General features: G+C 61.8%; 27 protein-coding genes. 16 read left to right on the forward strand and 11 right to left on the reverse strand.

Annotated elements, in window-relative coordinates; translation table 11 throughout:
* The first annotated feature begins 106 nt into the window (after positions 1–106).
* Positions 107–409 (forward strand): hypothetical protein, encoded by a 303-nt coding sequence (locus MA04_RS14680; protein WP_262461225.1) that lies wholly within the window; start codon positions 107–109, stop codon positions 407–409.
* Positions 410–443: 34 nt separating this feature from the next.
* Here MA04_RS14680 and MA04_RS14685 read toward each other — a convergent pair whose 3' ends face one another.
* Positions 444–1,745: an ISL3 family transposase gene (locus MA04_RS14685; RefSeq protein WP_033988338.1), complete on the reverse strand. Its 1,302-nt coding sequence runs from the start codon at positions 1,743–1,745 to the stop codon at positions 444–446.
* A gap of 78 nt (positions 1,746–1,823) precedes the next feature.
* The gene (gene merR / locus MA04_RS14690; RefSeq protein ID WP_006911920.1) at positions 1,824–2,270 is read right to left on the reverse strand and encodes an Hg(II)-responsive transcriptional regulator; all 447 of its coding nucleotides are present in this window, start codon (positions 2,268–2,270) and stop codon (positions 1,824–1,826) included.
* A gap of 73 nt (positions 2,271–2,343) precedes the next feature.
* Here merR and merT point away from each other — a divergent pair, with 73 nt between their 5' ends.
* The 8 genes from merT (at position 2,344) to MA04_RS14730 (ending at position 6,781) form a co-directional block, all read left to right on the forward strand.
* Positions 2,344–2,694, forward strand: coding sequence for a mercuric ion transporter MerT (gene merT, locus MA04_RS14695; RefSeq protein ID WP_027965778.1), 351 nt, complete (start codon positions 2,344–2,346; stop codon positions 2,692–2,694).
* Between the two features lie 13 nt (positions 2,695–2,707).
* A complete protein-coding gene (gene merP / locus MA04_RS14700) occupies positions 2,708–3,004 on the forward strand; it encodes a mercury resistance system periplasmic binding protein MerP (protein WP_022519794.1) in 297 nt (98 codons plus the stop codon).
* A gap of 2 nt (positions 3,005–3,006) precedes the next feature.
* Positions 3,007–3,264 (forward strand): mercury resistance system transport protein MerF, encoded by a 258-nt coding sequence (gene merF / locus MA04_RS14705; protein WP_033988342.1) that lies wholly within the window; start codon positions 3,007–3,009, stop codon positions 3,262–3,264.
* 73 nt (positions 3,265–3,337) lie between these two features.
* A complete protein-coding gene (gene merF / locus MA04_RS14710; protein WP_027965777.1) occupies positions 3,338–3,577 on the forward strand; it encodes a mercury resistance system transport protein MerF in 240 nt (79 codons plus the stop codon).
* Positions 3,570–5,219, forward strand: a complete 1,650-nt coding sequence (gene merA, locus MA04_RS14715; RefSeq protein WP_262461242.1) for a mercury(II) reductase — start codon at positions 3,570–3,572, stop codon at positions 5,217–5,219. Before merF (MA04_RS14710) ends, merA begins: the two co-directional genes overlap by 8 nt.
* Before the next feature lie 335 nt (positions 5,220–5,554).
* Positions 5,555–6,121: an AEC family transporter gene (locus tag MA04_RS14720; protein ID WP_262461244.1), complete on the forward strand. Its 567-nt coding sequence runs from the start codon at positions 5,555–5,557 to the stop codon at positions 6,119–6,121.
* A gap of 98 nt (positions 6,122–6,219) precedes the next feature.
* A complete protein-coding gene (locus MA04_RS14725; protein WP_262461245.1) occupies positions 6,220–6,474 on the forward strand; it encodes a hypothetical protein in 255 nt (84 codons plus the stop codon).
* Between the two features lie 19 nt (positions 6,475–6,493).
* The gene (locus MA04_RS14730) at positions 6,494–6,781 is read left to right on the forward strand and encodes a DUF6916 family protein (RefSeq protein ID WP_163121214.1); all 288 of its coding nucleotides are present in this window, start codon (positions 6,494–6,496) and stop codon (positions 6,779–6,781) included.
* On the opposite strand, the gene MA04_RS14735 is transcribed toward MA04_RS14730, so the two are convergent.
* The 7 genes from MA04_RS14735 to MA04_RS14765 form a co-directional block, all read right to left on the reverse strand.
* Positions 6,756–7,229 carry a GNAT family N-acetyltransferase gene (locus tag MA04_RS14735; RefSeq protein ID WP_262461248.1) on the reverse strand — a complete coding sequence of 158 codons (474 nt, stop codon included), beginning with the start codon at positions 7,227–7,229 and terminating at the stop codon, positions 6,756–6,758. The two genes, MA04_RS14730 and MA04_RS14735, sit on opposite strands and share 26 nt — an antisense overlap.
* Positions 7,229–7,630: a phage tail protein gene (locus tag MA04_RS14740; protein ID WP_163121210.1), complete on the reverse strand. Its 402-nt coding sequence runs from the start codon at positions 7,628–7,630 to the stop codon at positions 7,229–7,231. The genes MA04_RS14735 and MA04_RS14740 overlap by 1 nt, the downstream gene beginning before the upstream one ends.
* A gap of 8 nt (positions 7,631–7,638) precedes the next feature.
* A complete protein-coding gene (locus MA04_RS14745; protein WP_163121208.1) occupies positions 7,639–8,028 on the reverse strand; it encodes a phage tail protein in 390 nt (129 codons plus the stop codon).
* A 9-nt stretch (positions 8,029–8,037) separates the two neighbouring features.
* Complete coding sequence (locus tag MA04_RS14750) at positions 8,038–8,436, reverse strand: phage tail protein (RefSeq protein ID WP_163121207.1); 399 nt, start codon at positions 8,434–8,436, stop codon at positions 8,038–8,040.
* A gap of 7 nt (positions 8,437–8,443) precedes the next feature.
* Positions 8,444–9,220 (reverse strand): NHL repeat-containing protein, encoded by a 777-nt coding sequence (locus MA04_RS14755; RefSeq protein ID WP_163121205.1) that lies wholly within the window; start codon positions 9,218–9,220, stop codon positions 8,444–8,446.
* Positions 9,220–10,437, reverse strand: a complete 1,218-nt coding sequence (locus MA04_RS21775; protein WP_316252613.1) for a hypothetical protein — start codon at positions 10,435–10,437, stop codon at positions 9,220–9,222. The genes MA04_RS14755 and MA04_RS21775 overlap by 1 nt, the downstream gene beginning before the upstream one ends.
* A 287-nt stretch (positions 10,438–10,724) precedes the next feature.
* Positions 10,725–11,321 carry a hypothetical protein gene (locus MA04_RS14765; protein WP_163121203.1) on the reverse strand — a complete coding sequence of 199 codons (597 nt, stop codon included), beginning with the start codon at positions 11,319–11,321 and terminating at the stop codon, positions 10,725–10,727.
* 171 nt (positions 11,322–11,492) lie between these two features.
* Between MA04_RS14765 and MA04_RS14770 the strand changes: the two genes are divergently transcribed.
* Positions 11,493–14,054, forward strand: coding sequence for a hybrid sensor histidine kinase/response regulator (locus MA04_RS14770; protein WP_262461250.1), 2,562 nt, complete (start codon positions 11,493–11,495; stop codon positions 14,052–14,054).
* A gap of 166 nt (positions 14,055–14,220) precedes the next feature.
* On the opposite strand, the gene MA04_RS14775 is transcribed toward MA04_RS14770, so the two are convergent.
* Positions 14,221–15,456 carry an NADH:flavin oxidoreductase/NADH oxidase family protein gene (locus MA04_RS14775; protein WP_163121199.1) on the reverse strand — a complete coding sequence of 412 codons (1,236 nt, stop codon included), beginning with the start codon at positions 15,454–15,456 and terminating at the stop codon, positions 14,221–14,223.
* Between the two features lie 164 nt (positions 15,457–15,620).
* On the opposite strand from MA04_RS14775, the gene cmoA reads away from it, so the two are divergent.
* From cmoA to MA04_RS14790, 3 genes are all read left to right on the forward strand, one after another.
* A complete protein-coding gene (cmoA, locus tag MA04_RS14780; RefSeq protein WP_240342628.1) occupies positions 15,621–16,352 on the forward strand; it encodes a carboxy-S-adenosyl-L-methionine synthase CmoA in 732 nt (243 codons plus the stop codon).
* Positions 16,352–17,320 (forward strand): tRNA 5-methoxyuridine(34)/uridine 5-oxyacetic acid(34) synthase CmoB, encoded by a 969-nt coding sequence (cmoB, locus tag MA04_RS14785; protein WP_262461251.1) that lies wholly within the window; start codon positions 16,352–16,354, stop codon positions 17,318–17,320. The genes cmoA and cmoB overlap by 1 nt, the downstream gene beginning before the upstream one ends.
* A gap of 91 nt (positions 17,321–17,411) precedes the next feature.
* Positions 17,412–17,723, forward strand: a complete 312-nt coding sequence (locus MA04_RS14790) for a hypothetical protein (protein WP_163121193.1) — start codon at positions 17,412–17,414, stop codon at positions 17,721–17,723.
* Between the two features lie 213 nt (positions 17,724–17,936).
* Here MA04_RS14790 and MA04_RS14795 read toward each other — a convergent pair whose 3' ends face one another.
* Positions 17,937–18,695, reverse strand: coding sequence for a hypothetical protein (locus MA04_RS14795; RefSeq protein WP_063139725.1), 759 nt, complete (start codon positions 18,693–18,695; stop codon positions 17,937–17,939).
* Positions 18,696–18,989: 294 nt separating this feature from the next.
* Between MA04_RS14795 and MA04_RS14800 the strand changes: the two genes are divergently transcribed.
* The 3 genes from MA04_RS14800 to MA04_RS14810 all read left to right on the forward strand — a co-directional run bounded on the left by MA04_RS14800 (position 18,990) and on the right by MA04_RS14810 (position 21,067).
* The gene (locus tag MA04_RS14800) at positions 18,990–20,210 is read left to right on the forward strand and encodes a hypothetical protein (protein ID WP_163121191.1); all 1,221 of its coding nucleotides are present in this window, start codon (positions 18,990–18,992) and stop codon (positions 20,208–20,210) included.
* Between the two features lie 2 nt (positions 20,211–20,212).
* Positions 20,213–20,497: a hypothetical protein gene (locus MA04_RS14805; protein WP_240342627.1), complete on the forward strand. Its 285-nt coding sequence runs from the start codon at positions 20,213–20,215 to the stop codon at positions 20,495–20,497.
* 120 nt (positions 20,498–20,617) lie between these two features.
* Entirely contained in the window at positions 20,618–21,067 is a 450-nt protein-coding gene (locus MA04_RS14810; RefSeq protein ID WP_163121189.1) for a phasin family protein, read from the forward strand.
* The last annotated feature ends 551 nt before the right edge of the window (positions 21,068–21,618 follow it).

Raw genomic sequence — 21,618 nt, forward strand, 5'->3', positions numbered from 1 at the left:
TGCTGGCGAATGCCGGTCCTCCGGTGTTGGCGCATTCGCTTGCAGGCAAGTTCCCACAGTGGCTTCGTAGCTAGTTGTTCGTGATTTCTGAACTCGGGAGATAGCTTTGATCTGGTCAGTAATGGCGCCGGTGGTGGCGTGTGCCGGCGTCGGTTATTTCTGGGGGCGTAGCGGCCGTCCTTACGACATTGCCATGGTCAGCACGCTGGTGACCACCGTGGCCACGCCGTGCTTGATCGTTGCTACGTTGGGTAAAACCGGACTGTCGCTGACGGCCCTGATGGAAATGGCCGGGCTCTACGCGGCGGTGTTCATCGGTACCGCGCTGATCGCCCTGGCGGTGATTCGTATCAGTGGCCGCTCGCCACGGGTGTTCCTGCCGGCAATGTTATTTGGGTATCCGGATTAAGTGGTAGATGGAGCCCCCTTGCTCCTTCGAACCCTTAACTCTCCCAGAAGGTTGATAGATCGACGCCGTAGTTTTTCTCAGGCTCGGGAAGACCCATGCTGTAGGTCATGGTGGCCTTGCCCAGGAAGGGGGATTCCTTGATCTGCGGCACCTTCTTCTTGTGCTTGGTGGTGTAGAGCATCCGGGCCCGCATCACCTCGAATGAGTAGCCCCGGCCATCGCGGTTCTTGTCCTTGGCCAGCCGATTGATCGACTCCGTGAAGGCGTTGGTGATTGGGGTGTCGGTTTCGAAGTAGGCCAGCACCTCCTCGCGCCATCCGCTGACGGCGCTGACGAGATCCTTCCACACCTCTTTCTGCCCCTGTGGAATGTCGTCAATCCAGCGGGCCAGCGCCTTTTCGGCATCACGCCGGGTGGTGCTGTCCCAGATGTGGTAGAACCGCTCCTTGTGCTCGTAGGCCGCCAGGAGCTGAGGGAAGGCCCCTGTCCATGTCTCCATGATAAGCCGCTCGCGATCTGAAACGTCGTGGGCACGCTTCAGCAGGATCTTCCTATCGCCCTTGAGGGTCCGCCGCTGGTTTGGCTTCAGATCCTTCCTGAGTCCCTTACGCACCTTCTCCAGGGCTTCGTTGGCCATCCGCACCACATGGAACTTATCGACCACAATGCGAGCCTGCGGCAGTACCGCCTGGACAGCACGGCGGTAGGGTTTCCACATATCCATGCTGACGATCTCGACCTGGTGGCGCTCGGTCATGCTCATGAGGCGCCTCGTCACCGCGTCCTGCTGGCGACCGGGCAGCAGGTCCAGTAGGGTACGCTCCTCCAGGTTGGTCAGGATGCAGCGGTAGCGGCGGTTCAGGTACAGCTCGTCGATCCCCAGGCAGCGGGGTGTCTCGAAACGATGCCAGGCTGCCAGGAACTCAGCCTTCTTCTTGAATATCTCGCGGACAGTCTTCTCGTCGAGGCCCGTGGTATCAGCCACGTAGGCGTAGGGGTGATTGAAGGCTTCCTTCTCGACGTGGTTGTAAAGCCTCCGCGTCATGCGGTGATCGTCTACCATTTCCGGAAGAGCTGGCCGGAACGTCCTTCCACACGCCCGGCAGGTGTAGCGGCGACGGACCACCCAGAGGGTGACCCGCTTTCCGTGGATGGGTAGGTCGCGATAGGCCACATCGCGCTTGCCGAACCTGACAAACTCACTCTCAACGCCGCATTCCTCGCAAGCTAGAGGCTCAGGAGCTTCGACCTGGTAGTGGAGATCATGCTCTTCCATCTTGGTGCCTAGGACGTGGTACTCGGGAAGGTGAAGGATGTTGTCAGGCAAGCTAGTCATGCAAACTTTCCTTGTCGACATGGTCCATAGATGATCGCGACTCTTTGACCGCGTTGTTTTCAACGAACTGAAGGTGAGTTACTCCCTTGGGTCTTCTGCTTCTCTGAGCCCTTCATGCAATGACGCAATTAGCGGGCAAGTGATATTGCCTTGTTGTGCATGGCATCTGTCGACCATTTCGCTCAGCACCTTCTCAATTCTTTCAAGCCTGTCGATCTTCTCGCGAACGTCCCCTAACTTGTGCTCTGCGAGAGCACTGGCTTCTTGACAGTGGGCGCCATCTTCCAGCCGAAGTAGGTCACTGATCTCATCCAGACTAAAGCCCAGCTGCTGCGCCGTTTTCACGAACGTCAACCTGTCGATATCGGCGGCACTATAGCGTCGAATACCTCCGGGAGGGCGTTCGGGCTCCGATAATAGCCCTCGTCGCTGGTAATAGCGGATTGTCTCGACATTGACGCCGGCCGCCTTGGCCAGGCCGCCAATGGTCATGGTGTCCGCCACTTTATCTGCATGTCTCTTCATGATGCTTGACTCCGTACCAAGCTACGGAAGTAACCTTATCGTAGCTCCCCCCATCCCGAAAGGAGAATCGTCAATGCGGACATCTAAAACGGGGCGAGGGCCCCTGGCCGCCGGAGGAGTCGCGGCCCTCCTGGCCTCGGCGTGTTGCCTCGGCCCGCTGGTGCTGATCACGCTGGGCGTTTCCGGCGCCTGGATCAGCAATCTGGCGGCGTTGGAGCCCTATCGCCCGCTCTTTATCGGCGTCGCGCTGGTGGCGATGTTCTTCGCCTGGCGTCGCGTCTTTCGGCCAGTGGAAAAGTGCCAGCCGGGAGAGGTGTGTGCCGTGCCACGGGTCAGGACGGGCTACAAGGCGATCTTCTGGCTCGTATCGCTGCTGGTGCTAATCGCCCTGGTATTCCCCTACATCTTGCCCCTGTTCTATTAAAAGGAGATCTACCATGAAAGCTCGTTTCGCCTTCATCGCGCTACTCGCCCTGCTCAGCACGCCCGCCTTAGCGGCCCTGCAGACCGTGACGCTGTCGGTGCCGGGCATGACCTGTGCCGCCTGCCCGATCACCGTCAAGGCCGCCCTCAACAAGGTGGACGGCGTCTCGCAAGTCGACGTGAGCTACGCGGATCTCGAGGCCGTGGTCACCTTTGACGACGCCCGAACGTCGGTGGAGGCATTGACCGAGGCCACCATCAACGCTGGGTATCCATCAACCCCGACATCCTCGCAAGCGGATCGAGAGTGATCATGAAGAATCCCAAGCCCCTGCTGCGCGTGAGCGTGATCGGCACCGTCCTGGTGGCATTGTGCTGCTTTACGCCGATCCTGGTGATCCTGCTTGGCACGGTGGGCCTGGCGGGGCTGACGGGCTATCTCGACGTTGTGTTATTGCCGGCCCTGGCCTTCTTCATCGGCCTGACCATTTATGCGATTTGGCGTAAGAAGCAGTTCGACGCCTGTTGTGACAACGGCTCTATCAAATCAAGGAATACGCCCCCTGAGTGACATCAAGCAGCTGCACATCGCGGTCATCGGGTGAGTTGTTTACGAGCTTGCCCGCCACGGTGAAGGAATAAGCGTGAAAGATTCGCAGAAATTTTTAAGCGTCGTGCTTGGCACCGGGTTGATGGTGCTGTGTTGCGCCGCGCCAATCGCCCTGGTGCTATTCGGTACGGCGGGCCTGGCCGCGTTGGCAGGCTATCTCGATTACCTGCTGTTTGCCGCCCTGGCCATCGGCTTACCTCTCTACGCGCGATACCACAAGCGGAAGCAGGATGCCGGCTTTACTAATGAAGACTCGGAGAAACGTGATGATTGAACTCAACGTGAGTGGCATGACCTGTGACCGCTGTGCGGATCATGTCAGGGAAGCCCTGGAGAAGCTGCCCGGCGTGCAGTCGGTGGAGGTATCCTATCCTCAGGGGACGGCATCGGTAGCCGTTGATCCGGAGACACCGGCCTCGGCGTTGACGTTTGCCGTGACCCGACTTGGCTACCAAGCTCGACTGGCCAACAGTGGGCCCACTTCCCCGGCAGGCGCATCGGTGTCCAAGGGCCGTGATGAAGACGCCCCGCACATCGCGGTGATCGGCAGCGGCGGCGCCGCCATGGCGGCGGCCCTGAAAGCCGCCGAGCGCGGCGCCCGGGTCACCCTGATCGAACGCGGCACCGTCGGCGGTACCTGTGTCAATACAGGCTGTGTGCCTTCGAAGATCATGATTCGCGCGGCCCATATTGCCCACTTGCGTACGGAAAGTCCCTTCGATGCAGGCCTGAGCGCCCAGGCGCCGGTGGTGGATCGGGCCAAGCTGCTCGAGCAGCAGCAGCGACGTGTCGAGGAACTGCGTGACGCCAAGTACGAGGGGATTCTGCGCGACCACCCGGCCATCACGGTCCTGCACGGCGAGGCCCGGTTTATCGATGCCCATAGCCTGATGGTCAAGCTGAACGAGGGCGGCGAGCAGGTCGTCCACTTCGACCGCGCCTTAATCGGTACTGGCGCCCGACCGGCAGTACCGCCGATCCCGGGTCTTGCCGACACCCCCTACCTGACCTCTACCAGTGCGCTGGCCCTGGACACCCTTCCCGAGCGGCTGATTGTGATCGGCGCCTCGGTGGTGGCCCTGGAACTGGCCCAGGCCTTCGCCCGGCTGGGCAGCCGGGTCACGGTGCTGGCCCGCAGCCGCCTGCTCTCCCAGGAAGACCCGGCGGTAGGGGATGCGGTGGAGGCGGCGTTTCGCCGCGAGAGCATCGAGGTCCTCAAGCAGACCCAGGCGAGCCGCGTGGACTACACCGACAATGAATTCATTGTCGACACCAACGCCGGCACCTTGCGGGCGGATCAACTGCTGGTGGCCACCGGACGGACACCCAATACCGAGGCCCTGAACCTGGCGAGCCTCGGCGTGGAAACCGCACGTGGGGCGATTCTGGTCGATGAGCATCTGCACACCACGGTGCCGGGGCTCTATGCCGCCGGTGACTGCACCGATCAGCCGGAGTTCGTCTATGTCGCCGCCGCCGGGGGCAGCCGGGCTGCCGTCAACATGACCGGGGGCGAAGCCACCCTGGACCTGAGCGCCATGCCGGCGGTGATCTTCACCGACCCCCAGGTGGCCACCGTCGGCCTGACGGAAGCCGAGGCCATCGAGCAAGGCTTCAGCGTCGATACCCGCGAGCTGGACCTGGAAAACGTGCCGCGTGCGCTGGTGAATTTCGACACCGGTGGTTTCATCAAGCTGGTGGCCGAACGCGACTCGGGCCGGTTGCTGGGGGTGCAGGCGGTGGCGGGGGAAGCCGGTGAGCTGATCCAGACGGCGGTGATGGCGCTACGCGCACGCATGACCGTACACGACATCGCCAATGAGCTATTTCCCTACCTGACCATGGTGGAAGGGCTCAAGCTCTGTGCCCAGACTTTCACCAAGGATGTGACGCAGTTGTCCTGCTGTGCCGGGTGAACGATATGAGCGCGACCGTGGTGCCACTGGGCGGCGGCACCACGGGTTTTGGGCATGGACACCACAGGGAGCTCTGTCACGATGAACACGACACTACCCGATTGCGGGATGATGGGGGCGATGGGCTGGATAATGCCAGTGATCGGAATTGCCCTACTATTGCTGCTGGTCCTGGGCATCGCCTGTTTGGTGAAGTATCTGCTCTCTAGCAAGTGAGCGTACTGAGCGAGCCATCAACCAGCTAATCCGTTGTGGGTTGAGTTTGTCGGCCACCTTTCTCTCTCGCATACCAACCAGATAATCCGGATACCCTGTTATTTCCCAACACTGGCAATATGGGGCTGCCGCTGTGTTTGCTGGCTTTTGGTGACCATGGTCTGGCCCTGGCGCTGGCCTGGATGATGCTGTCGTCGGTACTGCAGTTCTCCTTCGGACTGGCGGTGGTCAGTGGCCAGGGGATATCGCGCAAGCTGTTCATGCACCCGATTCTGATATCGGTGGTGATTGCTTTGATCATGGTGATTTTTCGCATCCGCTTACCGGAGTGGTTGTTCAACAGCGTCAGTCTGATTGGCGATCTGGTGATTCCGATGATGTTGATCACCCTGGGCGTGTCCCTGTCGCAACTGCGCGTCAACGACCTCGGCCCTGGCGCCGCTTTTGCCGTACTGCGACTGGGAACGGGATTCGCGCTGGCCTGGCTGATCTGTGAAGTGACTGGCACCGAAGGCATGGTGCGCGGCGTCGTGCTGATCCAATCCACCATGCCGGTGGCGGTGTTCAATTACCTGTTGGCGCAGACGTACCGCCAGGGTCCGGAACAGGTGGCGGCCATGGTCATGTGTTCCACCGCTTTGTCGTTCGTGACTCTGCCGCTGTTATTGATGGTGGCGATGGGATAGAGCGGTCCGCGCGGGCCGGTGTACAGGCCGGGGGCCATCGGTGTATAACTGGCGCCGGAAGGCCGCTTTCCGGCTTTCATTTTTATGGGGGCAGAATAATGAATATCAAAGTGCTGACCATGCTGAGCGGGGCGATTTTGTTGAGTGGCTGTTTCGGCGGGGACGGTGGCGGCAGCCATGAAACCACTCAACCGGTTGCCAATACCCAGCCTGGCGCGCGTATCGTGCCGGCGGACCAGGTCATGAGCAGTGGCCGCCACCGCAATGAAGTCCAGGTCCCCAATGGCGCCGCGTCGGTTCAGGCCAGCAGCGAGAATTTCTCGGCCACCACGGAAGTATCGGTAATTCGCTGACGTCGCCAGGGGGAACGCGATGATAACGTTGCAACAGTGGCGGGATTGTGAGGGGCAGTCATTCACTCTGCCTGACGGTAACACTCTGGTTCTGGAGTCAGTTTCCATGCCGGTGGCGCCGGACGGCTGGGAGTGTTTCTCGCTGTTATTCGCGGCGCCCTGCGACCTGGAGCAAGGCATGCGGACACTGCGCCATCCAACGTTGGGGGAAGAGGCGGTGTTTCTGGTTCCGTTGGGCCCTTTCGGTGCCACCGACGGTACGCAGCGCTTCGAGGCGGTGTTCAATCGCCAGGTCGCCAGTCCATAAGCAGATACACCCCCTTGTCTTCCTGTTGTGTGAAGCCCAGGCGCTGATACAGCCGTAGCGCGGGATGGGTTTTTTCCACATGAATGCTTAGGGGCTTGCCGTCTGTCCGCGCCCGCTCCTGCAAGGCTTGCAACAACCGTGAGCCGATGCCCGCTCCCCGGAAAGTCGGCAGCAGGGCGATATCGACGATACGAATTTCCCGTTGCCAGTGGCCTACGTAGAGACGGCCGGCAACCTTACCTTCAACCAAAATCAGGCTGCGTTCGGCTTCCGGATAATGACGTGCGTAGTGCTCGTGCTGAGCACGGGCCTGCATGGCGAGAAATGCCTGTTGCCGGGACTCCGGCCAGCCGGTTTGCGCCACTTCCTCCCGGCGGGTGCTGATGTAAATCGCCAACAGGATTTCGGTGTCGGCATCCGTGACTGTTCTTAGCTGGGTGTCGATCATCAGCTACGGCTTGGGAAGAGGCCTTGTATCGCAATAATGAAATGAACGAAGGTTTGCGGCGCGGTACCCTGCGAGCCGGCGGCATCATCGAAGGACTTGGTTGTGGGCAGGTCCCGTGCCAGGGTGACATCGCCAAGGACCGCCCAGCCAGTGTCGTTGCCGCTCCTTTGGCCCTGCACGACATAAGGCAGGCCGGGGCCGTCTCCAGCATGAACAGGGGAGCGGCCGCGCAAGTCCGGCAGGCCGAACGTGGTGCGTCCGTCGCCACCAAAGGTGGTGCCAAGCAAACTGAATAAGGAGGTGTTCTGACTGATGGCCAGCAATTGGCCGTCACAGAAAGCGTAACCGCGAGGTGCGAAGTTTCCGGCAAACATGCGAATTTCGCCGATAAAAGGGTCCATGAGTTCTCCTATGAGCGGGGTGGGAAGATACCTTGCAGAGCGATGGTGAAGTACAGCCCGAGCATCGGAGTGGATGTGGTGGCCGCGTTGACGGTCGACGGGGTGTAGCCCAAGCCGCGCTCAGGGGACAGTGTCGTCAACATCCTGTTGCCTGAAGCGGACGATGCCCCTCCGGCCTGTCCAAGTGGGATCGCATCGCTGGGATGCACCGGCAGGCGGCCGCGCAAATCGGGCAGGGCGAAGTTGGTTTTGCCATCACCCCCGTAGGTCGCGCCCAGGATGGAAAACAGCGCCGTATTTTGATTAATGGGCAATAGTTGGCCATCGCAGAAGGCCCAGCCTCTGGGTGCGAACTTGAAACCCACCATGCGGATCTCGCCGATAAAAGGTTCGCTCATGATGGGCTCCTAGTCCGCACGGGAAGGGAAAACGCCGAACAGTGCAATGATGAAATTCACCGCCAGGTAGGGTGACCGGGATTGAGCTTGAAACGGCGCACTGGGATTAAGTCCCAGCCCCCGCTCAGCCTGCACACTTGTCAGCACGGTTACGGTGGAGAAGTCGGTCCTTTCTGCCAAGTTCCGAGGAGTCAGCCCCGGACCCTGGCCCGCATGAGCGGGAGAGTGGCCTCTCAGATCAGGCAGTGCGAAGGTGATTCGGCCGTCACCGCCGTAGATAGTGCCGAGAATGGAAAACAGAGCGGTATTATCCGCAATCGACATAAGCTGCCCATCGCAAAACGCCCAGTTCGTTGGGGCGAAATGCCCGGCGAACATACGGATCTCTCCAATATAAGGTTCGCTCATAATGTCCTCACAGGCTGACCAGCAGATCGCCGCCGGGTTGCCAGCTGATGTGTCCAAGCCGTGCCGGCCCGGCGCTGGGTAAAGCCAGGGCGGGGCGGGCATGGCCGGCCCAGCACAGCTGGTTGCGGCAGCGATCCAGCAACAGCAAGGCTCCATTCACATTGCTTAGCGCCGCCGGCGTGGCCACTGGAGAGGTCTGACTTCCCAGGCTTTCACCATTGGCGGTGAAATGATGAAGGCGGTGATCCCCCAGCGTCAGCGCGCTCAGCCCGGACCGGCCGATGGCCAGGGATGAAGGCCCGTTCAACGGGCGATCACTGTGCAGCTCGCTCATCGAACCTTCATGCAGGTCCAGACGCACGATACGGTGTCCGGAGACATCACTGATAAAGGCCTGCCCTTGGTGAATCACCATATCCGCGGGTTCCCGCAGGGTCGGCAGTGACAGCTGATGTTGGACGGTTCCGCGTTCGTTCACACCGTGCAGCAGGCGTTTGTGACGGTCCAGCAACCACAGCGTCCGCTGGTCCCGGGCGGCCGCGACCACGCGGGTTTCGAACGGGCTGCCCAGGTCCAGGCGGTGGAGACCATCGGCGCGTTGCCAATGAACCTCGCGACCGAAGTCCCGCACCAGAACCCGCTCGCCGCCGGGTAGTGCCAGGGCCAGGGCGCCGTGAATCATTTCGACTCCGGTACCAGCGGTGGCGGCACTCAGCGGTGACGTCATTAGAACGCCGGTGATCCCGCTTCCAGCCACCAGGAACTGTCGGCGCGTCAGTTCCATCAGTCAGTCACCGCGCAGGTAATATGAATACGGGTTGGTGTGGAGGCGGCACCGGTCTGCCACACTTCACAGCTTCCGCTCCAGGCGGAAGTGCTGCTGGGGTAACTGGCAGTGATGTAGCTGTTGGTGCTACACACCACACCGCCGGAGATCACCACGCCGGAGCTGCACTGGCAGACACCGGCATTGTCGCAACTGCCCTGCTGGAGATTATCCGTGCTCAGAGAGCCGGCGGGGCCGGGAGGTCCGGCCGGGCCCGTCGGACCGCTGGGCCCCATCGGACCTTCCGGCCCCTGCGGCCCGGTATTGCCCTGGAGACCTTGCGGTCCGGTATCACCAGCCGGGCCCTGTGGACCTGTGGCACCGGCCACGCCTTGAAGGCCCTGCAGACCTTGGGGGCCTGCCGGTCCGGTATCACCTTGGGGGCCTTGGGGGCCTTGGGGGCCGATCGGGCCGGCCTCGCCTCGAGGCCCTTGCGGCCCGGTCGCTCCAGTATCGCCTGCTGGTCCTTGCGGGCCTGCGGGGCCGGCATCCCCCTTCGGGCCTTGGGGGCCTGCCTCGCCAGGCGGGCCGGCCGGCCCGGTATCGCCGGTCGCTCCGGCGGGCCCCGGAGGGCCTGCTTCACCTTGCGCGCCGGCAGGGCCTTCCGGGCCTTCCGGGCCGACCAGACCGCTGTCCGGGCCGACCCATTCGCCTGCTTCATTGATCACCAATTGGCCGCCCACGGTCAGCGAGCGAGGGCTGATGTCACCGTTTACCCGTTCCGCCTCCCGGGCCCGCAGCGCGAAGGGAACGCTGCCTTCGGTGAGTTTCAGGCGCGGTGTCATTTCACTGTCCTGATCGATGGCCAATCCCAGTTCGACCTGGTCCGAGGCGAGTAGATCGGAGGGCAGGGGATTGGCGGCCTCGGCACCAAGTAACAGGCTGTAGCGGCCATTATCCACCGTGACCGTCATCGTCTCGGTCCACAGTACGGCGCCCAGGCCCAGCGGATCGGTGGCGGTGCCGCCGCTGCTTTGGTAATCGGTGGTGCGCCCGGAGAGGTCGTACAGGGTTGCGGTGAAGGTGTGGGTTCCGTGTAAAGGAAGCTGGTAGCTGTTGTCGGTAAGGTACCCCTGAATCACCAGCCGGGAAGGGACATCGGCGGCAGCGCTCTGAGTGAGCAGACACAGGGATATCACAACGGCCGCAAGGCCACAGCGAAGTGCTTGGAACATCAGATTTTCCCCCAGGGCGCGATCCATGCCTTTTTTGTGATTGACGGAATTTTACACTTCGTCATGGAGCGCCAACAACATAAATCGTGCGTCAGCGGACTGAGTAATAGAGACGTCCATGTCCGTCAATCCATAAAACGCCCCCCAAGGCGCCCTGTGCATTTAATGTTTGGCGGGGTCTTTACCTCTTTGTCTTTACCACTTTGCCAGGGAGGAAACCGGAAGGGCATACCCTAAATAGGGAGGGTCATTTGGGACGGGTATTGGCGCGGCGAGGAAAAAAACGGCTACTCATTGGGTTTGGTCTGCGCGGCGCGAAATTCCGCCTGAGCCCGCTTCAGCAATAGCAACAGCCAGCGGCTGTTCTGGTCCCGCGAATAGCCCTCGAACAGCAAAAAGTGGTCGCCCATGTGCATCAGCAGCAGTGCCTGGTCACGACGGTTGCCGTTGTTGTCCAGCCAATGCCAGCGGCTGCTGGCGGTGGCATGGCCTTCCAGATCGAACAGCCGTTCCTCATCCACGGTGAGCGACAGATCCGGGCGTTGCATCAGGTGGTCCAGGCGCCGTTGCCGCAGTTGACCGTAGCGGCCGGACACTGCCCGTTGTGGCGACATCCGCTCCCAGCCTCCCGGCATCGGCGCCACCGCCACGGTAACGCGTTCGCGGGCCGGGGCCGGCAGACGGTAACGCCACTGGCGCCGCCGTGGCGCGGTAATCTCGCCATCGGCTTCCAGGCCGGCCAGGGTGTCCGGCGTGCGGAAGCGGTGCACGTTCCAGTCGGGATCGCCAGCCAGCAAATGGGGTGGCGACGAAGTCTGGGTAATGTTCTGGCAACCGCTCAATCCCAAGGCGAACAGCAGGAAAGTAAAAAAAAGAATCCTCACGGGCACGGTGGTTCCGTCGTTATGGATGAAGCGCCTATGATGACATAGTCGTTCCCGCCGCGGCTGCCCGCGGGCGCACAGTGTGCGGCGATGCGTCGTCATCGTCGGTGATGGATGGCACAATGGAGCGGCTCGGGAAGAGCACCGGTTGGCCCTGGATGGGAGAAGCGGTTGGCCAGTAAAAGAACAGCCTTTCCCGCCATTGCGTTGATGGCGGCGTTGATCACGGTGCCGTTCGTGTTGTTGGCGCTGTTGATTCTGCAACACCGCCTGGCGGTACACGACAACTACCAACGCATGCTCGGTGATATTCGCGCTTTCGAGGCCGGTCTGGCGGTGGCGCCGGTATTGGAGGAAGTCCGGGATCTGGCGGTGGGCATGGTCCACCTGGAATCCGCCGAGTTGAACATTCGCTATCGCGGCGCCCGGGAGCGGACCGATCAGCGTATTACCGCTTTCCTGGATGCCCTGGTGGCGCTGCCGTCGCCGGGACTGCTGGATCAGGGCGGAGTGTTGCGCCGGGAGTGGCGCGATTCGGCGGTGCGCACCGGCATGTCGGTGGAAGACGTGGCCGGGCCTTTCGATAACGTCGAGCAGATCAATGAGCGCCTGTACGCCACTCTGGCGGCGGTGCTGTATATGTCCGATCTGTCCACCGGCACCCGACCGCAACCCAGCGAAGCGTTGTCTCTGCCACTCAACGGCTTGCGCGAATTGACACTGCACGTTGGCCTGATCCGCTCCATCGCCATGTACACCCGTTTGCGCGGCGGCTACCTGAGCGGCTCCGATGCGCTTCGCCTGGAATCCGCCCGCCTCAAACTGGAAGAAAAGATTCTGCTTCTGGACGGGCAGGTACAGGCGCTGGCGGCACGTGCGGAGGACACCGCCTTACGTCAGCAGTGGCGGCCGTTGCGCGATTCATTGATGAGCTATTTACAGTGGGTGGATCAACAACTGGTGGCCACGCCCCGCGTCACCGTGCCTTGGCGTGAAGCTCTGGAGCAGGGCGGCGAGCGGCAGAGGCAGGTGCATGAGTTCGCCGGACTTACCGTGGACCTGGCTCGCCGGTTGGTATTGCAGGCTCATCAAAACGCCCGTTACGACACGCTCTGGACCATGGGCGGCATCGCCGTGCTGTATCTGGTGGTGCTGGTGTTGAGCGGGGTATTTCTGCATTTCACTACCAAGGCCATCCGCGGGCGGGCGGAGTTGCGCGCCAAAAGCCGTTTTCTGGCGCGCATGAGTCATGAAATCCGCACGCCGCTCAACGGTGTGCTCGGATTGGCGGAACTGTTGCGGGAGACCAATCCGTCGCCACGTCAACGGGAGTACATCGGCCTGATCGAGAACGCCGGCCGCACCTTGACCACGCTGATCAACGACGTGCTCGACTACGCCAAACTGGAAGCCGGCAAGCTGGAACTGGAACCGGGGCCGTTCGACCCGGCGGCGGAACTAAGCGATTGTGCGCGCATGTTCAGTCTGCCGGCCAGTGACAACGGCAATCTGATTCTGGTGGACGTGGACCCGGTCATGCCTTCCTTGGTGATCGGGGATGCACCGCGGTTGCGTCAGGTATTCACCAATCTGTTGTCCAACGCGGTCAAATTCACCCGCCAGGGCTGGATCCGCGTCTCCGCCCGCTGTCTGGAGCACGGTGACGACCAGGTGTTGCTGGAATTCGCCGTTAGTGACAGTGGCATGGGTATGAGCCGCGAGGAGCAGAAGCGGTTATTCCAGCACTTTTCCCAGGCCAGCGTTTCGGTGACGCGACAATTCGGCGGCACCGGTCTGGGGCTTTCCATCAGCCAGGAACTGGTACGGCTGATGGGCGGCGAGATTCATGTCCGTAGTGCCCTGGGCAAGGGCTCCCGGTTCCGCTTTCGCATTCGCCTGCCGATCTCGGCGATGCCGGTGCCGATGGCGGAAATCCCCATGCGGCCGGCGCTGATGTGGGATCGCAGCGGGAATCTGGCAGCGCTGCTGAAAGGAGACTCGCGCTTCCAGTCGGTACGGATACTGGATTCGCTGGCGTCCTTGTCGGCATTGCCGGTGGATCGGGACACACCGCTGCTGATCAACGGGGTGCGCGACAGCGCGCAACTGGATAGTGCTCTGCAGGCGATCCGACGCAGTGGCACCGGTCTTCAGGTGGTACTGTTGTGCGGCATGAGGCAAAGCGATGATCTCAGTATGCGGGACGACGTTACCCTGGTGCGCCGTTCGGTGCTCAGTGTCAGTGAGCTGCAGGAACTGCTGTGTGACCGGGATAGTGCGGCGACGCCGTTGTCGTCTCATGCTTTCGGAGAGGAAGCGCGGGGGCTGCGGGTGCTGGTGGCGGAGGACAACCCGGTCAATCAGATGGTGACGCGGGGCTATCTGCAGCGGCTGGGCGTGCCGGCGCCGCATCTGGCCGATGACGGTGCCCAGGCGTTGCAGGCCTTCACCACCGCCGCCGGCGGCTTCCGGCTGGTATTGATGGACCTGGACATGCCGGTGATGGACGGCTTCACCAGTGCCCGCCGGATGCGGGAGCTGGAACAGGAACAAGGCTGGCCGCCAACGGTGATCCTGGCGCTGAGCGCCCATATTCTGCCGGAATACGCGGACCGGCTGCGGGACGCCGGCATGGACGGCCAGCTGATCAAACCGCTGACGTTGAGCGCGCTACAATCGGCATTACAACACTACCTGGGTGGTGTGTCTTCCGGCCTGACAGACCGGCCTTGAGGCCGACAGCGCGGCTCGTGAGCCTGGGCACTACGAAGCTCCCACAGGGGCTTCGTAGCATGATCTGTGGGAGCCAGCCTGCTGGCGAATTGGCACCCGACGCGGGACATTCGCTTGCAGGCAAGCTTCCCACAGCGGCTTCGTAGTTCGGCCAGCGAATCGATGCTCAGGCTCTAAGCCGCCCCATCCGCAGTCGGCGCCAGCCCACCACGCCGGCCACTTTCAACAGAGAACTGAGGCCGCCGGCGTCCGGTAGCGGCGCCTTGCCACGGGCGATACGTCCCAGCTGCAGGGTGTACCAGGACACTTCCATCATGGCCGCCTCGTCCACCATGCGGACGCCGGTGCGGATCGGCTTCACCCTGCAGTCGCGGGCGCGGCCATTCAGCAGGCGCCGGCTCAAGTCCGGTTCCACCACCAGAGGGCGGGCCAGGCCGACCATGTCGGTGGCGCCGTCGGCCAGGGCGCTGTTCATTCCCTCCAGCGTGCGGAAACCGCCGGTGACCATCAGCGGCACCGTCACCCGTTGCCGTACCTGTTCGGCGTAATCGAGGAAATAGGCCTCGCGCCGGCGGGTGGATTCCTTCACGCCCTGACCGGCCATGCGCGGCGATTCATAAGTGCCGCCGGAAATCTCGATCAGATCCATGCCCCGCTGTGCCAGCGCTTCCACCACTTGCAGCGATTCGCCTTCCTCGAAGCCGCCTTTCTGGAAATCGGCGGAGTTGAGTTTGATGGATACCGGGAAGTCGTCGCCGACCCGCGCGCGAATGGCATCGTACACCTCAAGAACAAAGCGACGGCGATTTTCGGCGTTGCCGCCGTATTCGTCTTCACGCTGATTGGACAGCGGTGACAGAAACTGACTGACAAGGTAACCGTGGGCGCCGTGAATCTGCACGCCAGTGAAACCGGCGTCACGGGCGAGGGCGGCGGATTCGCCAAAGCGCCGCACGATGTCAGCGATTTCGGCCTGCGTCAAAGCCCGCGGCAGATGGAAGAAACGGCCCAGTTTGGGATCGCTGAACGGCACCGCCGAGGGGGCCACCGCGCCGCGATTGAGCGCCTTCGGGGCTTGTTTGCCGGGATGATTGAGCTGCATCCAGATGTGCGTATTCTGCTCGCGCCCGGCCAGGGCCCAGCGTTCCAGCAGCCGTTTGTCACGGTTGTTTTCCAGCACCACGTTGCAGGGCTCGCCGATGGCGCGGCGGTCCACCATGACATTGCCGGTGACCAGCAGGCCGGTGCCACCCCGGGCCCATTCGCGGTACAGCCGTACCAGGCGCGGCGTCACCCGGTTGCCCGGGGTGCCCAGGGTTTCGCTCATCGCCGACTTGCCCAGGCGGTTCTTCAGGGTCGCGCCACAGGGCAGGGGTAGCGGCTGGTCAAGGGTCACGGTCATCTCGGGACTCCGGTGGATTCGATGGGCTCATGATGCCCATTGAGGCCGGCTTTGCCGCGTCCTCTCGGGCCAAAAGCGGGGCCGATCCGCCATTGGAGCGGCCCCATTGATCCGTCATAATGCGCTCCCCGAATGGCCGGGCCGAGCACAACCGGGAGCGCCCCATGACCGAGCAACGAGACGACATCTACGCCCAGCAGCGCGAACGCATCGAACGGTTTTCCTTCGATGAGCGGGTGGTGCGTGTGTTCCCCGACATGATCAAGCGCTCGGTGCCCGGGTACGCCACCACCATCGACATGATCGGGGTGCTGGCGGCGCGCTACGCCCAGCCGGATACCTGCCTCTATGATCTGGGCTGTTCCCTGGGGGCCGCGACTCTGGCCATGGCGGCCCTGACGCCGACGGACAAAGGTACTCTGGTGGCGGTGGACAACTCTCCGGCGATGATCGAGAAAGCACGGGATCTGTTGCGGGGCCAGGGCTTGCAGGACCGGGTCCTTCTGCGTCAGTCAGATGTCGCGCGGATGGACTTCGAACCTACTTCGGTGGCGGTGCTCAATTTCACTCTGCAATTCATTCCACTGGAGCAGCGCGACGCGCTGATTCAGCGTCTTGCCGATGCCACCCGCGAGGGCGGCATTCTGGTGCTGTCGGAGAAAATCCGCTTTGAGGACGCCGCCGAAAACGCCCTGCAAAGCGAATGGCATCATGCGTTCAAACGCAACAACGGCTATTCGGATCTGGAAATCAGCCAGAAGCGCAGCGCCATCGAGGAGGTCCTGTTGCCGGAAACCCTGGCCGTCCATGAGGAGCGGCTGCGCCGGGCCGGTTACCGCGAGGTGCGGGTCTGGTTCCGCTGCTTCAATTTCATGTCGCTGGTGGCGGTACGTTGATGGAGACTTACCTGACGGCGTTGGGCGTGGCCCTGGAGCAGCATCTTGGTGAAGCGGCGGCGCCGATGCAGGCGCTCAGCCGGGAGCGTCTGGTCGAACGCCCCCACGGGGATTTGCCGCGCTGGCTGGCGGCTCTGGAGCGGTTGCCGCCGGGGCCGGCGCCCTGTGACTTTGCCCGGGATACGGTGACCCTCGGCGAACCCGGCGCGGCCGGGGATACGGAGGCCCTGCACCAGGGGCTTACCGGGCTGATCCCCTGGCGCAAGGGGCCCTTTTGTTTCTTTGGCGAGCACATCGACACTGAATGGCGGTCGGACTGGAAATGGCAGCGAGTGGCGCCGCATCTCAGCGACCTGCGTGGCCGACGCGTGCTGGACGTGGGCTGCGGCAGCGGCTACCACGGATGGCGCATGATCGGCGCCGGCGCCGACTGGGTACTCGGCATCGATCCCACCATTTTGTTCCTGGTGCAGTATCTGGCGGTGCGCCGTTACGCACCGGGGGCGCCGTTCTCGTTCGCGCCATTGCGGATGGAGGAATTGCCGGCGGCTCTGGAAGCGTTCGACACGGTGTTCTCCATGGGCGTGCTGTACCACCGCCGCTCGCCGCTGGACCATCTTCTGGAGTTGCGCGATGCGCTGCGTCCCGGTGGCGAACTGGTGCTGGAAACCCTGGTGGTGCAAGGCGATGAGCGTACCGTACTGATCCCTGAAGGCCGCTATGCCGCCATGCGCAATGTGTTCTTCCTGCCCAGCACCGCCCACTTGTCGACCTGGCTGCGACGCAGCGGCTTCGATCAGGTGCGTTGTGTCGATGAGTGCGTCACCACCACCGACGAGCAGCGCGCCACCAAATGGATGCGCTTTCAGTCACTGCCGGACTTCCTCGATCCGGCGGACCCGTCCCGCACCCGAGAAGGGCTGCCGGCACCGCGCCGGGCGGTAATGATCGCCCGCCGCGCTCCCTGACCGCTGCTCTTCGCCGGGCCGTCCCGGCAGCCATGCCAGCGACGGAACACAGGAGTATCATGGCGCTATTCACACGGGGTGCGAGGTTGCCATGCTGTCTGTTCTTGTCATTGCGTTGTCCAGTTCCGCCCTGACGCTGATCGTGGTGTCCCTGTGGGGGCATTTCTATTTTCAGCCGAAACTGCGCCGGACCCTGGAAAAAGATATGGAAAAACAGGCGCGCCAGGCCGCCGAAGTGATCGGCGAAAGCGTGGAAGCGGCGGTCAAGCGTGGCCTCGCCGACGGCCTGCGCAACCTGCCCACCCGCGAAATCCTGGAAGAAACCAGCCGCAGCCTGGCCCGCTCCGGCAGCGAGATCGTCGGCGAGCGATTGGGGAAATTCTTCGGGAAGAAAGAAAGATGAAAAAAGCAGGGAACAGTTAACAGGGAATAGTTAACAGCGAAAAGCAAAGGGCATTGCGATTCTGCAAGGGCTGATTGCGTATCAGCAATCCGGTGCTATTGGTTACCTTTTCCTTTCAAGACAACGGAGCTGCCCTGGGTTTGGGCGCGGCCTCGTTACTTCCCGGTCACGCCTTCCTCTTTCGCGCAACTATTCACTGTGCACTGTTCACTATTAACTGCTTTTCTTGTTTCCCCACAGCCTTCCCAGCAGCAACGCCAGGCCCAGGCTGAGCAGGGTCAGGGACAGGTAGTCGTGGGACAGGGTTTGCCAAAGGCTGTGCCAGTCGCCCTGAACGCGCATGAAGGCGGCGCTGATCAGGCCCAGGCCGACCAGCAGAAAAGCCAGGTCCAGCCGGCGTGAGCGGTGCAGCTCCCGGCGCATCTGTCGGAGCTCATCCAGAAGATCTTCCTGCAGCAGCCGCTGCTCCGCCAACTGAGCGGCCAGTTCGCCAACCTGGGTGGGCAGGGTGGCCAGGCGTTCCAGCCAGGCCGGATCCTCCCGGCGCAGCAAGGCGAGCAGATCGTGCAGGCGCACGTGATCATCGAGCCAGTTCCGGACCAGCGGCCACAGGCTGAATTCGCTGATCATCTGCTCCAGCCGCAGCAGCAGATCCTCGGGCCCGGTGATGCGCAGTTCCTCGCTGCTGCTGTTGGGGGCCAGCAGCCAGTGGAGCAGGGCGCCAAGAGGGGCGCGGATGCGAATATCCACCTGGCCTTCGTAATCGGTGAGCAACTCGATGCCGTCGGCGTAGATCAGCACATACAACACCCAGTGCGGCTGGTCACCGCGCAAACGCACCACGGTGCCGTCCAGCGCCGCCAACTGATCCCGGCCGCGGCTGTGGGCGGTGAGCACCTGATTGAGCAGGGTTTCCAGGGTGCCGTAGAGCAGCAGCCCGGAAAGGCCGGTGGTGGTGGGTGAAGCGGGCATGCCTGTCCTTGTGGTGTGTACCTGGTCGCGTGAATGAAAAAACCATCCCGAAGTATGGCCTTTTGCCGGCGGAGTTGCCAAAAATTACGCGATGGTGGTTATCCGGGACCACCCTCGTGCCTATACTAGGTACTTTAATGAGACCCTAAACAGGCTTTACGCATATCACATTGGCTGTTTTGACTCGGTGCGGCGGTTACACAAACTGTTCGTCGCGAAGCTTGATCGTTAGAGTACTCCAGACTGGCGCCTGCCGTGCCATTGGTGACCGATGCCAGGGGAGTCTTTACCCAGATGCTGGATTCTTTTTTTTCCCACCCGGACTTCTGGAAGTTATTCAGTATTCCGTTCATCGCCGGGGCGGTCGGTTGGATCACCAACTGGGCGGCCGTGCAGATGACCTTCTATCCCCTTGAGTTCATCGGTATCCGTCCGATCTTCGGCTGGCAGGGCATCATTCCATCCAAGGTGGAAAAGATGGCCGGCATCGTGGTGGAGAAAACCCTGCAGAAGCTCGGCAGTCTGGACGAATTCTTCCGCGAGATGGAACCGGAGAAAATCGCCGCCCACCTGACCAAAAGCATCCAGGCGCGGATGGAGGAATACGTCGATGAGGTGATGACCGAGCGCAATTCCGTGCTCTGGGAGAACCTGCCACTGGTGGTGCGCCGCCGTGTTTACAGCCGCGCCCGGCGGGCGATTCCGGCGGTGATGGACAATGTGGTCGAGGACATCAGCCGCAACCTGGATAGCCTGGTGGACATGAAGCACATGATCGTCAGCCGCATGCGCGAGGATAAGGCGCTGATGGTGCAGATGTTCAAGGAAGTGGGCGAGCCCGAGTTCCGTTTCGTCACCAATTCCGGCTTCTATTTCGGTTTTCTGTTCGGTCTGATCCAGGTGCCGGTGTTTATTTTCGTGCCCGGCAACTGGGTGCTTCCGCTGTTCGGTTTTATTGTCGGTATCGCCACCAACTGGCTGGCGCTGAACGTGATTTTCCGGCCGCTGAACCCGGTGCGGGTGGGGCCGTTCCGGTTTCAGGGACTGTTCCTGAAGCGCCAGAAGGATGTGGCGGAGTCGTTCGCCAAGCTCACCACGGAAGAACTGGTGACGCTGCGCAATATTATGTACCAGGTGGTCAACGGACCACGCGGTGACCGCACCAAGGCGTTGATCAAGCGTCATCTGAAGCCGCTGCTCAGCGGCGGGGTGGTGCGTACCGCGGCGCAGTTAACGGTCGGGCCGGGTGGTTACGCCGACCTCAAGCGCGCGGTGGAGGACAAAGCCGTGGATCTGGCGGTGGAGCCGTTCGAGGACGACAACTTCAATCGCGAGCGCAGCTCCATTATCGAGCGGCTGATGTGCGATCGCATGCAGGCGCTCAGTTCCGTGGAGTTCCAGGACTTGCTGCGACCGGCCTTCCAGGAGGATGAGTGGATCCTGATCCTGGTCGGGGGCTTCCTCGGTGCCATGGCCGGGCTGGCGCAACTGATCTTCGTGTTTGGAGTGGCCTGACCATGGCATCCCTGAGCCTGACTCCGGCGACCCTGGCCATGCTGTTGGTGGGCTGCGCCCTGATCTCCTCCCTGATCACTCTGAGTGTGGTGGGGCTGGCGGTGAAGTTCCGTCTCTGGCCGGCCCTGGAACGCCATATCGACCAGCGGCTGGAGCAGGCGGCGGACCGTCTGGAAGAGCGTCTGCGCCGTCGCGTCAGCGGATTGGCCAAGGACCTGGCCCGGGGCGTCGGCGGCCTGGTGGTGGGGCGTCGCGGCCGGGAAGATGATGCCGATCCGGACGCCTGATGCCGGCCCGGCTGTAGGACAATTCCCCCGTTTTTCCAAGTGCTTTCCCTTATACTGTAGGGCGTTTTTCACAGCGCGCCGGTAATGACCAGGACGGCGCCCGCTTTCGGGAGAAGCATCATGTCCGATCAACCCAAGGACAATAACCAGGATAAAAAAGACGAACGCAGCCCTTTGCGCACCCTGACCGGCGCCTCCCGGGATCTGCGTAAGTACACTCACCAGATCTGGCTGGCGGGGCTTGGCGCTTTTGCCCGTGCCGAGGAAGAGGGCAGTGGTTTCTTCGATGCGTTGGTTGAAGCTGGCCGCCAGGTGGAAAAGCATACCCGCGAGAAAGCCCCGCGGGTGGAGGACATCAAGGAACGGGTGCGTCATCACACCGGCGAGACCATGGACCGCATGGAGAAAGCCTTTGATGACCGTCTTAGCAAGGCGCTGTCGCGGCTGGGTATCCCCAACAAGCGGGAAGTGGAGGCGTTGCAACGCCGGGTCCAGGAACTGACCGATGCCCTGGAACGGATGGAAGACGAGGAGCCGGAGTCCGACTCCAAACCCCGGGACCCGGAATAAATCGTGGTCCGTTTCTGTGGGATGCTGCCTTGGCAGCGAATCGACGTGTAAACCGGCTGCCCCACGACTCTGGGACAGCCGCGCCCTTACTTTTCCCCCGCCTATTGCCAGTTTATTCACATAGTTATCCACAGATGCGCTCAAAGTGCTCCACAGGGGCGCATCAAGCTATGAAAAATAACGCTATTCATCCACGCGGATGACCTGGAACAGCGCAGGAGGGCAAAATCGGGACATTGGCGTCTGTTCACTATTGACATCGACAAATCGGTCCGAAACTGTGCACAGCACCTGTTGGGATGTGAAAGCCGGTAACAAAACTTCCCAAAAGGTCTAAATTGCTTAAAGATGACGTGATAACTATTTGAAAAATAAAGATTTTCTTTAATTGGTCAAAAAAACGTCAAATTGCGCAACCTCCCCTTATTAAGCTGTCATGGGTTGTTTTCCTCACTTTCTCAACAGGGTTATCCACAGGAACTGTGGAAAACCGGCATGGTCGTTCCAGGTCCCCGATTTTCCCGCCGTTGGGACGGTCAAAATCACACCAA

Origin of the sequence: Alloalcanivorax balearicus MACL04, from assembly GCF_025532145.1 — a bacterium.
GTDB lineage: Bacteria > Pseudomonadota > Gammaproteobacteria > Pseudomonadales > Alcanivoracaceae > Alloalcanivorax > Alloalcanivorax balearicus.